General features: G+C 70.2%; 8 protein-coding genes. 5 read left to right on the forward strand and 3 right to left on the reverse strand.

Annotation, left to right across the window (positions count from 1 at the left end; genetic code table 11):
- Window positions 1-553: 553 nt before the first annotated feature.
- From ACL02O_RS31380 to ACL02O_RS31390, 3 genes are all read right to left on the reverse strand, one after another.
- The gene (locus tag ACL02O_RS31380; protein WP_412821800.1) at window positions 554-1,435 is read right to left on the reverse strand and encodes a tyrosine-type recombinase/integrase; all 882 of its coding nucleotides are present in this window, start codon (window positions 1,433-1,435) and stop codon (window positions 554-556) included.
- On the reverse strand, window positions 1,425-1,922 hold the full coding sequence (locus ACL02O_RS31385) for a hypothetical protein (RefSeq protein WP_412821801.1): 498 nt from the start codon (window positions 1,920-1,922) through the stop codon (window positions 1,425-1,427). Before ACL02O_RS31385 ends, ACL02O_RS31380 begins: the two co-directional genes overlap by 11 nt.
- Before the next feature lie 442 nt (window positions 1,923-2,364).
- The gene (locus tag ACL02O_RS31390) at window positions 2,365-5,667 is read right to left on the reverse strand and encodes an SNF2-related protein (protein WP_412821802.1); all 3,303 of its coding nucleotides are present in this window, start codon (window positions 5,665-5,667) and stop codon (window positions 2,365-2,367) included.
- Between the two features lie 365 nt (window positions 5,668-6,032).
- Here ACL02O_RS31390 and ACL02O_RS31395 point away from each other — a divergent pair, with 365 nt between their 5' ends.
- The 5 genes from ACL02O_RS31395 to ACL02O_RS31415 all read left to right on the forward strand — a co-directional run bounded on the left by ACL02O_RS31395 (window position 6,033) and on the right by ACL02O_RS31415 (window position 12,868).
- Window positions 6,033-6,386 (forward strand): hypothetical protein, encoded by a 354-nt coding sequence (locus tag ACL02O_RS31395; RefSeq protein WP_412821803.1) that lies wholly within the window; start codon window positions 6,033-6,035, stop codon window positions 6,384-6,386.
- 2 nt (window positions 6,387-6,388) lie between these two features.
- Window positions 6,389-7,042: a nucleotidyl transferase AbiEii/AbiGii toxin family protein gene (locus ACL02O_RS31400; RefSeq protein ID WP_412821807.1), complete on the forward strand. Its 654-nt coding sequence runs from the start codon at window positions 6,389-6,391 to the stop codon at window positions 7,040-7,042.
- Between the two features lie 119 nt (window positions 7,043-7,161).
- Window positions 7,162-8,415, forward strand: coding sequence for a hypothetical protein (locus ACL02O_RS31405; protein WP_412821804.1), 1,254 nt, complete (start codon window positions 7,162-7,164; stop codon window positions 8,413-8,415).
- Between the two features lie 363 nt (window positions 8,416-8,778).
- Window positions 8,779-8,958 carry a hypothetical protein gene (locus ACL02O_RS31410; RefSeq protein WP_412821805.1) on the forward strand — a complete coding sequence of 60 codons (180 nt, stop codon included), beginning with the start codon at window positions 8,779-8,781 and terminating at the stop codon, window positions 8,956-8,958.
- Window positions 8,959-9,223: 265 nt separating this feature from the next.
- On the forward strand, window positions 9,224-12,868 hold the full coding sequence (locus ACL02O_RS31415) for a LamG-like jellyroll fold domain-containing protein (protein ID WP_412821806.1): 3,645 nt from the start codon (window positions 9,224-9,226) through the stop codon (window positions 12,866-12,868).
- The last annotated feature ends 125 nt before the right edge of the window (window positions 12,869-12,993 follow it).

Below are 12,993 nucleotides of genomic sequence, written 5' to 3' on the forward strand. Positions count from 1 at the left end.
CTGGGGCTCCTGTCGGCCATGCCCGCAGGCTACCCCCTGGTAGGCGCGGGAGTCACCAGCAACGCCGCCGGCGGCGCTGGCGGGCACTGGGGCTGCTGATGCTGGTGGGGCAGTTGAGCGCGGGCTGGATCAGGTCCGGAACGTTGTTCGTCGGCACGGCCTGGGCAACGATGAGCCTGATCGCCAAGAAGGCCGAGAAACAGCCGCCAGGGATCACCAGGTCACTGGCACGCCGTGTCGTGATCGCCGATCTTGAAACGTCGATGGCCGTGGCGGGGACCTGCAGATGTGATCCAAGCAGGGCTGTGGGAGAAGCAGCCGCTGTCATCAGCCCGGCCCGAACGAACTTGGATGGTGCCCTGGAGCGCGTGGGACCACCTAACGCCCCTTCCCTGCCCGCGAACGACCATCGCCTACACGCCAGTTGTAACCGTGCAGGCGGCGAGCGGGTGTGGTTCGCCGGTCATGGCGGCCAGGGCGACGGCCTGGAGGTTGGCCTTGATGTAGGTGGTGGCGGGTCCGCGGCGGTCGGTGTGCCCGGCGTAGGCGCGGGCTACCCGTAGCCGTAGTGGCGTTCGACCCAGGTGAGGGTGGTGTGGCGTAGCCAGTGGGTGGAGATGCCTTGTACGGCGACCCAGGGCAGGCACTCGCCGATGCGTGTCCACAGGTGGTCGTAGCGGCGGCTGCTGATCGGCTGGCCGTTTCGGTAGCGCAGCAGCCGGTCGGTGGGCAGGACCGCACCCCGGGCCTCGGCGTGCGCGAGGAGGCGGGCGGCGAGGGTCGGGGTGATGGGCTGCCAGCGCAGCGTGCCGCCTTTCTCGGTGAGACGGATCAGGCAGTGTCGGGTGTCGAGGTCAACCAGGCGCAGCGCGATGGCGCCGCCGCGGCGGCAGGCGGTTTCGGTGTGCAGGCGCAGCAGCAGGGCGTCGAGGATGACGCCGTTGCCGCTGGTACGCGCCACCAGGTTGATGTCCAGCAGTTCTCCGGGGGTGAGGTCCCTGCGCGGGTTGGGCAGCCGGCGCGGCTTGGCCACCCGGTGCGCGGGGCTGTCCGTGGCGGGGAGGTAGCCGTCGGCGACGGCCGGGCGGTAGACGGCGCGGGCGGCGGCGATGACGTGCTCGCCCGCGTGGCGGCCCTGCCGGCCCGTGCGTCGGGTGCGGGCACCGGCGGTGACCTGACGCATGAGGGCTTCGATGTCGCTGGCGGTCACCTCGTTCAAGCGCAGGTGGCCGAGCGCGGCGGCCATGCGGTTCCAGTAGGTGCCGTAGGTGCGGCGAGTGCCCGGACTGGCCGCGGCCTCGACACGCGGTAGGTACTCGGCGAGCGTCGGCATCCGACGCGACGGGTCGGGGGGCGCGTCGAGGTCGGCCGGGGTGAGACCGAGATGGGCGAGCATCTGCCGGGCGTTGACGATGCATGACGGATCAGCCGGCATGAGAAGGGCCTCCGAGGACGGCGGCGTGCAGGTCCGCGAGGAGCCGCGTGATGGTGTTCGAGGGGTGCACGACGAGCAGATCGCGGGCCGGGATCGCTGCCAGCAGCACCGCCTGGTGCGAGGTGATGCCGCACATCTGCCGGGCCGCGACGGGCAGCGGAGGTGCTCCGCGGGCGCCGACGGTGTGCCTCCCGTCAGGTCCGGCGGTGACCAGGAGCAGGCCGTCGTTGACGTCGATGTGGAGGCGGTGACCGGCAGGCCAGCGCAGCGCCCGCAGCAGCGATCGAGCTGCCACGCGGCCGTCGGCGTCCGGGCGGGCCACGTCGAAGACGATGTCGTCGACGGGTTCCCGCGCAGGTGGGACGGCTGCGGGTAGCTCCGGCATCGGAGCTGGCGGCGGTGCCGGGCGAGGAAGCGGGGTGGGGATGACCGCGCCGATGAGCCGCTCGTCGGGACGTCGGCGGGGCGGTTGCCGGGCGGCCGTCATGGTGACCGCCGTAGCCGTTTGCGCGGCCTCAGCGCATGGCGCGGAGAGCCCTGATCGTCGATGGATGCACGGATGCTACGGGGTGTCCTCATCGGGAGCCACCGCGGTGGTGAGCTCCCGTGACCTCGCACGAAGACTGGTGTCCGAGGGGCGATGTCGACCACGAATCCATGATCGTCGTTCGTGGCGAACTACAACTCACGTCCAGGTAGCCGCATCAGCCGATCGCTGGTGCGGCCGTCCCGGCTCGTGCTCGAAGGGGGATTCGTACACAAATTTGCGGCACCCATGCTCAGCATGGGTGCTCATGCCGTAATCCTATAGCAGCCAACGGGCACTGTGGAGAAGCAGCCGCTGGCCGGGTTGGTCATCATCGCTGCTCGCTGCGGCCCTCACTCCGGTCGGCCCGCCGGGAGCGGCGTGAGGGCTGCCGCGAGGTGCGCTACTCGAGCAAGTCTCGGATGTCGGCGGCGGTCAGCTGCGCGGAGGCGAAATCACCGCCGTCGATGATGCTTCCGAACAGTTCGGCCTTGCGGGCCTTGAGCGCCATCACTTTCTCCTCGATCGTGTCCTTGGCGACCAGCCGGTACACCATCACGTTGCGGGTCTGCCCGAGACGGTGCACGCGGTCCACGGCCTGCGCCTCGGTGGCGGGGTTCCACCACGGGTCGAGCAGGATGCAGTAGTCGGCCTCGGTCAGGTTCAGCCCGAAACCGCCGGCCTTGAGGCTGATCAGGAACACCGGCGCCGTACCGTTCTTAAACTCGGCGAGCACCGTCGCCCGGTCGCGGGTGGACCCGTCGAGGTAGCAGCAGCGGATGCCAGCTGCTTCCAACCGCTCCCGGGCAGCGTCCAGGAAGCGGGTGAACTGGCTGAACACCAGAGTCCGGTGGCCTTCGGCGACGAGATCGTTGACTTGCTCGGCCAGCACGTCCAGTTTCGTTGACGGCACAGCACGGTGTTTCGGGTCGACCAGGGTGACGTCGAGGCTGGCCTGCCGCAGCAGGGTCAGTGACCGGAAGATCTCGAACCGGTGCTGCTGTAGGTCGCCGAGCAGGCCGAGCACTTTCTGCCGCTCCCGCTGCAGGTAGGTCTGGTACACCTTGCGATGTTTCGGGTTGAGGTCCAGCTCGATGACCTGTTCCTGCTTGTCCGGCAGGTCGGCGGCCACGTCGGCTTTGCGGCGGCGCAGCATCAGCGGCCGGATCCGCCGTCGTAGCTGGGCGAGCCGTTCCGCGTCGTGGGCCTTCTCGATCGGATTGCGGTAGTAGTCAGTGAACCGGTCCGCGCGGGGGAACAGGCCAGGCGCGGTGATGGACAACAGCGACCACAGTTCGAGGAGGTTGTTCTCCATCGGCGTGCCGGTGATGGCGAGCTTTAACGATGCCGGGAGTTGCTTCGCGCAGCGATATCCCTGCGAGTGGGGGTTCTTGACGAACTGGGCCTCGTCGAGGATCAGCCCGGCCCAGTCGAGGGCCTCGTAGTCTTCGAACTCGAGTCGGAACAGGGTATAGGAGGTGACCACCAGATCCGCACCGCGGACCGCGTCGGCGAGGGCCGCGTTGCGACGCGCGCGGGTCTGGGTGATGGTGGCGACCACGAGGTCCGGTGTGAACCGGCTCGCTTCGCTCGCCCAGTTGTGCACGACGCTGGCGGGGGCGACGACCAGGAACGGCGCCCGCGGACCGCCGGTCTCCCGGACGTGGCAGATTAGGGCCAATGCCTGCAGGGTCTTGCCCAGGCCCATGTCGTCGGCGAGGACCCCGCCGAGTCGGTGCTCGTGCAGGGCGGCCAGCCACCGGAACCCGTCCTGCTGGTACGGCCGTAGCGTGGCCTTCAGCCCCGATGGGGTCCGATGCTCGACGCGGCCGCCCGCGCTGGACAGTGAGCGCACCGCCTCCTGCCAACTGGCGGCCTGGCCGGTAACCTCGCCGAGCTCGGCCAACTCCTGCCACAGCCCGGCCTGGAAGCGCCCGACCCGCAGCACCCCGGGCGGCGGGTCGTCCAGTGCGCGGGACTCGGCGATCAGGTCGCGCAGCTGGCGGAAGTCGGCACGGTCGAGGCTGAAGTACGTTCCGCTGGGCAAAATGAGGTACTGCCGGTCGGCGGCGAGCGCAACGAAGAGCTCGTCGAACGGCACCTGCTCACCGCCGACCGTCACCTGTACCGACAGGTCATACCAGTCCGGCTGCCCGCTGGTGTCTGCGCCGGCGAACGTGAAGACCGGGGCCTGCAGCGCCTCCTGGTACGCGGGGCCCGCGTCGTCGAACTGCGTGACGACGTCGACGCCGTCGATATCGGTCAGCCGGGGCAGGACGTCGTTCAGGAATCGGATCATCGCGTCGCCGGCCACGTCCGCGGCGGCCGCCAGCCGAGGCCCCGCAGGTGTTGACTCCAGTAGGCCCAGCGTCGGGTCGGCGACCAATTCGGTCACCCGCCGCACCACCTTCTCCCGGTCGGTGGCGTGGACGACGGGTGCAGGCGCCCACAGCGGCTCCCGATGATGGCCGTCACCGACCGGCAGCACCCACTCCCATCTCAGCGAGAGCCGATGCCCGGCCATGCGGTTCACCGTCAACGACAACGCAGCCGCCCCGAGATCGGGCAACCGCACCGACGGATCCACCGCTACCATTTCCGCCTGCCGCAACAGGCTCGGATAGTACTGCTCGAAGAACCGGGCCTCGTCGTCAGCGGGAACCTGGATCGCCGGCTTTGCCAGCATGCCGACGATGCCCGGCTCCAGCGGCCGCTCCAGCGGCGCGAGCCGCAGCACCCTGTCCCTTGGCCGCGGGGCATCCTGGCCCCGCACGCCCCACCAGGCGACGCCGTGGACCGGCTGGCCAACCAGCAGGGACGAATCCGGGGCAACCAGCATGCCGTCGGCCAGCAAGGTTGGTACGAGTAGCAGGCCGTCACTGGTCCGGCCGACCCGTATTGACGCCCGCGCCGGTTCCCGGCACACGACGACCCGCCCGGCCGCCTTTCCGGCCTGCACCATCGGCAACCCGGTCTCCTGAGCCTCGCTGAGCAGGTCCCAGATCCGCCGGCTCGCGAACGCGTCCAGGTAGACCGTCTGCTGGTAGCCGCTGTAGTAGTGCCCGTCATCGGCTGCCGTGGACAGCGCCAGGATCTCCTTGAGGAGCTGCCAGTGCCGCTGCACCCGCCTCGGCTGCCCGTACCAGGCGTAGCTGAGATTCGACCAGTTAATCCCCGAGCGCACCCACCCGTTGCGGCCTGGCACCACAGGGCGCAGGGCGATCCGCCATGACGATTCCGCGCCGGCCTGCCCGGCAGCCACGAGATCGAACTGCAACCCGACGCCGGCACGGTCCGACTCCGGATCGGCGGTAGGCTCGGGCGCCGTACCGACCAGCGGGGACAGCGCGGTCTCCCACGCCGGCGGTGCCGCCACGGCCCGCGGGCGGGGCACATCTCGGGCCGACACGACGGCGAGGATCAACGCGGCCGGATGGGCGCAGCCCGGATCGTCACCGCAGCTACACGATCCCCGCACCGCCGTGATGTCGCCACTCGGATCGGTGGACGCGACGGCGGTCACCGTGCCGGGCAGCTCGCCGCGGAGCCGGGCATGAGCCTGCCCGGCCCGCGGATCCCACTGCACGTCGACCAGCTCGCCGCGATTGAGGCGGGCCCGTGCCTGGACGAACAACCGTGTGCCCACCGCCACGCGCACGGACTCCTCGTCCTCGGTCAGTAGCAGGCGTGCCAAGGTCACCTCCACGACATCTGGCCCGGGCAGCCGCGAGCGTATCCTTCCGCAAGGCGGGCAGTGCCCAGCGCCACCCTGTCCGTCCGCCCCGTCGGCTCGGGCACAAGCGGGCCGCGGCCCGGGATGGCCGACCGGAGGTTGCCGACGGCCAGCGCGAGAAGTCAAACCCGCGCGGGCGGCGGCAGTCCGATTTCCGGGTGAGGCGGTCACCTGGCAGGCGCCCGGCCGCCGGTGTGGTGATCGGCGGGCGGGCAGTTCGCCCTTGGCGATGACCGTCAGGCGGCCGGCCGAGCCCGGAAGGTCAGATGGCCGGCAGGTCGATGTCGTGCCAGCCGGCGACGCCGCTCACACGTACGATCGGGGCAGGAGGTAGAGACATGGCCAGCGGCAGTGGTGCACCGCCTGGGTCGCGGTACGTGGACCAGCGGCATTTCGTGGTGGCCGCTTCCCTGTCCGACCTGTGCGGTCCAGTACGCGGGGTGGTAACGCTTGATCGGTGGCTGGACTGGTCCGGCGACAGCACCTACGACCTGGACGACGCCGGTGATCTGCAGCTGATGTACCAGACGGTGCTGAACCAGGCTAACTCGGTCGACGACTTGCGTCGGTGGTTGCACGGCCCGACCCTGCGCCGCTTGTGGTCCGCCTTATGGCTCCCGGCCCGGTTGCGGGCGTTGTGGCAGGCACGCTTTCCCGAGCTGACCACGCCACCACAGACGCTGGCCGGATAGAAGTGGATGAGGTTCACCTCCGCCTGGCGGAGATCGGACTGCGGGTCGCTGCCCGCTACGGATTCGCGTTGGCCGGCGGCTACGCCGTACAGGCTCACGGCATCCTGGACCGCCCGAGCGAGGACATCGACCTGTTCACGGCGTGGGAGCGACGCGGCGAGTTCGCCGCAGCAGTGGACGCCGTGGTCGACGGCTACCGCGACAGCGGGTATTCCGTCGAGGTGACGCAGCAGTTCGACACCTTCGCCCGGCTCGCGGTCACCGATCCCGCTCAACCTGAGCATCCGTACAAGGTCGAACTGGCAGCCAACTGGCGCGCGTTGCCACCGGTAATGATGGACGTCGGGCCGGTGCTGCACGCCGACGACGTCGTCGCGGGCAAGATGTCCGCCCTGTATACGCGCGCCGAGCCCCGAGACTTCCTGGACATCGACGCGGCGCTCATGACCGGCCGCTACACCCGGACGCGGCTGTGCGAGCTGGCCGAACAATCCGACGCGGGGTTCGACCGGCGCATCCTGGCGGACCTGTTCGGCATGCTGGAGCGCTACCCGGACCGACGTTTCGCCGCCTACGGCGCCCACCCCGCTCACATCAATGAGATGCGCAAACGCTTCGCACAGTGGCGCGAGGAACTCACCGCCTACCCGGCCTAGCGCACGAAGCAAGGGGGCATGATGGCCACCCGCCCGCACCAGGCGGTGGCCCGCATCAGGTTCGCGGAACACCACGTAGCCCGTCTGGGTCGTCGCGGGCGTTCTGGTGTGATGTACCGGTGAGCGCAGGGAACGAGAATGAGCTGACTGTGCTGGTGGACCGGTTGCGGCGGGATCGCCGTCGTGACCCGTACGCGGGCCGGCAGGCCTACTCGCAGGCGGCGCGTGAGGTCGCGGACCGCTGCGCCCGGCTGATCGACGCGGGTGAGGCGGCGGTCGCGGTGCCGGTGCTGCGCAAGGCAGTCGATCGGATGACGACCGCCTTGATGTACATGGACAGCTCCTCTGGGGTCCTCGGCAACGACCTCGCCTATCTGATGGAGCTCTACGCCCGGGCGTGCCGGGCCGCACCGCCACGACCCGCTGGCCTGGCCGCGTGGCTGGTCCGGCTCGTCTGCGACGGTCCCGGCTGGCCGGATGTGATCCTGCGCGAGTGGGCGCCGGCTCTCGGGACGAAAGGCCTGGCCGAGGTGACCCGGTTGGTCGAGCAGCGTGCCGCCGTAACGGATCCGGACAACTGGCACCAGCAGTGGACAGTACGGCACCTACGCGAGCAACTCGCCGAGGTCTCCGGCGACGTGGACCGGTACGTGGCCGTGCTGGCGGAGCACCTGGTCAGCGCCGACCAGTACGAGCGCGTCGTACGGGTGCTGGCCGAAGCGGGACGGCCCGCCGACGCAATCGGCTGGGCTCGACGCGGACTCGCCGAACACTCCACCGACCACCAATCCGCGCGGCTGCGCGACCTGCTGGTGGGGCTGCTGATCGAGACCGGCGATCCTCGGGCCGCGGTAGCCGAGCGTCGGGCTGCGTTCGACCAGCAGCCGACCATCGACAACCTCCGGTCACTGCTGGCGACGGTGGCCGAGACCGACCGCGACGAAACCCACACCGAGTGGGCGCTGACCGTGGTACGCGACCGCGTCGCCCAGCAGCCCAGCTATCTGCCTCACCTGATCGACGCGCTGCACCACACCGGCCGTGATGACGAGGCCTGGCGCACTGGACTCGCACGCCTGGACGAGTTGTCCACCCGGCAACGCGTCGAACTCCTGCACCGCCGGCAACAGGGCCATCCGGCCGACGTGCGCGAACCCTACCGGGCACTTGTCAACGCCCACCTGCTGGACTCGCATGACAAGCGCCGCTACGACACCGCCATCACGCTGCTCCGCCATCTGCGTGACGCGTACGCCGCCACCGACGAAACCGACCAGTTCGCTAAATACCTAGACGAGTTGCGTGGACAGCACCGGCGTCGGCCGGCGTTCCTGGCCAAGCTCGACGCCGCCCGCCTCCACCCCGGCCGGTAAGTGCCCGCCCGTGGCAGTCCGCATCGACATCGACGCGTTCCGGGAATCCGTCCCCACCACGGTGGCCGAGGCCGCGGCACGGCTGCTGAGTAACGGCAGGGTCGGCGAACTCGAACCGGCTGGCGGCGGCGTCCAAGCCGTCGTCTACAGCCACGACGGCGTCTTCCAACCCTGGATCGGCATCGTCGACGGCCTCTTCACCACCGACTGCGACTGCGACTGCGGAACCGTCGGCGACGACCTTGCGCCCACGCCGTCGCCACCGCACTCACCGCATTCCACGCCGGCACCGCCTTCTCGGGCGCCGCGACCCCACCCGGCGCCACGACTGGCGAGCCCGGACACGCCCACTATCTCGAAGCCGTGCGGCGGCTCTCCCCTCGACAACTGGAAAACCTCGTCGCGGAACACGCCCTGCGGGACCGCCTCTTCGCCACCCAGCTACTCGCCGGAGCCGGGCTCCGCGACGCCAATCACATCACCCTCACCGAACCCCGTCCCCGCTTCGGCCCGCACGCGGTGCAGGCGGCCGGGGTGGCGTGAGAAGCCGGGAGGGATCCTTCCGTACACACTGGAAGGTCTCTTTCCGTAAATAGCGGGCGCCGTACCGGAACTGCTCAGCGAATATTGACAAGCGTAGGAAGCGAGTGCTGTGATCGCCCCCTCACAACATCATGATTAATAAGGCAAGTTACCGCTGAGCCACTGAGAGATCCTCCGTATCGGCTGACGCGCCTCGGCCCGGGTCCGACGCCCGCGGAGTACCCCTGTGACCCCTCGGTGCGGCCGTGATAACCGGGGGGTGCAGGTGCGGGACAGCCGAGGACTGCTGGGATTCCGACGCAAGATCGTGGCGGCGCTGTCGATGGCGTTGCTGGCCGGGATGCTGCCCGTGCTGGCGGCGGGGACCGCCGCCGCCGCCGACTCCCCGGACGCGGGGGCCGTGCACGACGAGGGCCGGCAGGCTCTCGCCGAGGCCTCGGAGTCCGGCCACCGGGTCGAGGTGACGGGTGAGCGGACCGAGCGGACCACGGTGTACGCCAACCCCGATGGCTACACCTTCACCCTTGAGGAGTCCGTGATCCCGGTCCGGGTCGCGAAGCCGGGCGGCGGCTGGCGGACCCCGGACGCCACGCTCCGCACCCGCACCGACGGCACCGTCGTGCCCAGGGCGGCCGCGGTCGGCATGGAGTTCTCCGGCGGCGGCGACAAGCAGCCGCTGGTCCGCATCGAGCAGGGCGGGCAGTGGCTGTCGGTCGGCTGGCCGGGCCGGCTACCCAGGCCCGAACTGCACGGTACGACGGCCCTCTACCGCAATGTGCGCAAGGGCGTGGACCTCCAGATCACCGCCTCGGTGGAGGGGTTCCAGCACCTGCTGGTCGTACGCACAGCCGAGGCCGCGGCCGATCCCGCCCTCAAGCAGATCAACTACTCCCTGCACGCCGGGGACCTGAAGATCGTCAAGGGCAAGGCGGGCAATCTGACGGCGGTGGACGACGATGGCAACCGGGTCTTCCGGGCGCCGCCCGCCCAGATGTGGGACTCGTCCGGTGACGCCCGGACCGCGGGCCCCGAGGACCCCGCCACCGGCACCACGCAGGCCGTCGCCGCCCCCGTCACCGAGCCGCGCCTGGGCGACACGGTCGCCCGGATGCCGGTGAAGCTCTCCCGCGGCCGGATGACGGTGGTCCCCGACGCCGCCCTGCTCGCAGCGGCCCGCAGGTCCGCGCTGCCGCTGTACATCGACCCGACCGTGACCTGGGGCGAGTCCGAGCGCACCCTGCTGCGCTCGGACGGCTACGAGAGCTACGGCTGGGGCAACGGGAGCGACAACCTCGGCAAGGGCATGGGCAAGTGCGGCACCTGGAACGGCTACTACTGCGGCCCCGGGTACGTGCAGCGGCTCTACTTCGAGTTCTCGCCCGCCAACCTCAAGGGCAAGCAGGTGCTAGATGCCACGTTCCGGGTGACCGAGCCGTGGGCGTTCCAGTGCGATCCGCGCTGGGTGGACCTGGTGCGTACCAACAACATCTCCTCCTCCACCACCTGGTCGTCCCGCCCCACGCAGCTGGACTGGATGGTGGACCGGTACGTCTCCGCAGGACGCGGCTCGCTGTGCGACCCCGACTCGCCGGACGCGCCCATCGAGTTCCACGACAACCCGGACGAGACGAACGAGAACCTCACCCCGACCGTGAAGGACTTCGCGGCGGGCAAGTTCTCCCGGCTGACGCTGCAGCTGCGCGCCCACGACGAGTCGGACACCAGCGCCTGGAAGCGCTTCAGGAACGACGCGGTGCTGGCGGTGACCTACGTGGGCCTGCCGGACAAGCCGACCGGGATCGGGCTGGTGACCGGCTCCGGCACCGTGTGCGAGACGAACGAGTCGGACCCTGCGGTGGTCTCCGACCCGACGCCGTCGCTGACCGCCACCACGCAGACCAAGTCGGGTGGTGAGTCTGGGGCCCAGCTGAAGGAGTACTTCGACCTGGACCAGAAGAACGCGGACGGCACCTGGTCCGACACCCCCAACGGCGTCGGGGACCTGCGGCCGTCGTCCGGATACGTGGGCGACGGGGTCAAACTGACCATGTCCTGGGGGCCCGACCTCATCGAGGGCAAGCTTTACCGCTACCGGGCCTGGGTGCGCTCGTACTACAACAGCGGGAACAGCTATCTGTCCGGGCCGTCGAACGCCTCGACCACCGGCTGGTGCTACTTCAAGGTGGACCCGACCGCCCCGAAGGCGCCGACCATGGCGATCGCCGCCCCGTACACCCCGTGCACGGCCAACGATTGCCAGGCGGCGGGAGGTCCGGGGCAGGCGGCCACGCTGACCTTCGGCCCGGCGAGCGGCGACACGAACGTCGCCTACCAGTACAAGCTGTCCAGCGCCGACGCCTGGTCGTCCGAGATCAGTGGATCCACCGTGACCAAGGCGGTCACCCCGCAACGGTCCGGCACCTACAGCGTGTACGTCCGGGCCAAGGACTCGGTGGGCCGCTGGGGCGCGCAGAACGTGCTGGACTTCCTGGTCGCAGCGGGTTCCGGACCGGTGGGCCGCTGGCACTTCGACGAGTCGAGCGGCGCCGCCCTGGACGCCGCGACCGGGGACGGGGCGGACGACGCCACGCTGTACGGCGGTGCCGTGCGCGACGACCGTGGCCGCCGCGGACTGATCACCCATGACGCGTCCGGCGTACCGCTGGAGAACCCGGTCACCGACCGGGGCATGGCCCTGGACGGCTCCACCGGTTACGCCGCGACCAGTGCGCCGGTGTTGGAGACGCGCTCGGCGTTCACCGTCTCGGCGTGGGTACGGCTGGAACGCGACGACCGCGACCAGGCGGTGCTCTCCACCAAGGACGACGTCAGCAGCCCGTTCCTCCTCTACTTCGACGAGGGCAAGAAGACCTGGTACTTCGGGATCCGGAACCCGGGCGACACCGACTGGTACTACGGCAAGTTCGCGGTCTACGCGGCAGAGGTCGGCGTCTGGACGCATCTGGCCGGCACCTACGATCCGGCCACCGGCGAGCTCAACTTCTATGTGGACGGGCGGCGGCAGAACGGGACGGCGACCGTGCAGGGCTCCTACCCCTCCACCGCGCCGCTGGACTTCGGCCGACACGAGTACAGCTCCGGCCCCGGTTCGTACTTCCAGGGCTCGATCGACGAGGTCGCCGTCTGGCAGCGCGCGCTGAGCGGGCAGGAGGTCGTGGACGAGGCCCGGCTGCTCACCTCCGAGGGGTTCGCGGGCGCCGAACTGGTCGCGGACTGGTCCGCCGACCGGGGCAGCGGCACCACCGTCCCCGACACCACGTCCGGCTACGGCAGGACCCTGACCCTCTCGGGCGGCGCGGCGCTGGACGGCGATGCGATCACCCTGGACGGGGTGGACGGCGCGGCGAACGCGCCGGGGCCGCTGGTGTACGAGCACGGGGCGTTCACCGTGACCACCCTGGTGCAGCTGGACGGGGCGAAGCTCGCCGCCAAGAACACCGGTTACGCCGGCCAGGTCCTCGGTCAGCGCACCGAGGACGGCTCGTCCTGGGGTTTCTGGTACGAGCTGACCGGAAAGGACGTGGTCCTGGACGAGGAGACGCTGGAGGAGCGGACCGTGCCCGTCGGTGTGTGGCGCTTCGGGCGGCTGAACAACGACGGCACCTTCGACTCCGTGGTCTCCGACGAGGTCGCCGCGGTGGACAGCCCGGTCCGGCTCACCGGCATCTACGACCCGCTCACCGGGACCATCAGCCTGTATCTGGGCCACAACCAGAACGGCGACGACACGGCGTACTCCATCAAGATCGGCACTGGCGACTTCACCGTCGGCAGGGGCTACACCAACAGCACCTGGCAGCACTATCTGCCGGCCCGGATCAACGAGATTCGGGTCTGGGCCGGGGCGATGGCCAGCAGCGAGCAGATCGACTATCGCATCGGCGACTGACACCGGCACCCGCGCGGGCGGGGGGGGGGGGGGGGGGCCCCGGGGGGTGTGGGGGGGGGGGGGGGGGGGGGGTGGGTGGGGGGGGGGGGGAGGGGAGTGGGGTGGGGGGGGGGGGAGGGGGGAGG

Source organism: Micromonospora mangrovicola, assembly GCF_047200535.1.
GTDB lineage: Bacteria > Actinomycetota > Actinomycetes > Mycobacteriales > Micromonosporaceae > Micromonospora.

Coding starts and splice junctions, on each gene's coding strand:
- ACL02O_RS31380 (WP_412821800.1), bottom strand. CDS start 1,435: ATGCCGGCTGATCCGTCATGCATCGTCAACGCCCGGCAGATGCTCGCC.
- ACL02O_RS31385 (WP_412821801.1), bottom strand. CDS start 1,922: ATGACGGCCGCCCGGCAACCGCCCCGCCGACGTCCCGACGAGCGGCTC.
- ACL02O_RS31395 (WP_412821803.1), top strand. CDS start 6,033: ATGGCCAGCGGCAGTGGTGCACCGCCTGGGTCGCGGTACGTGGACCAG.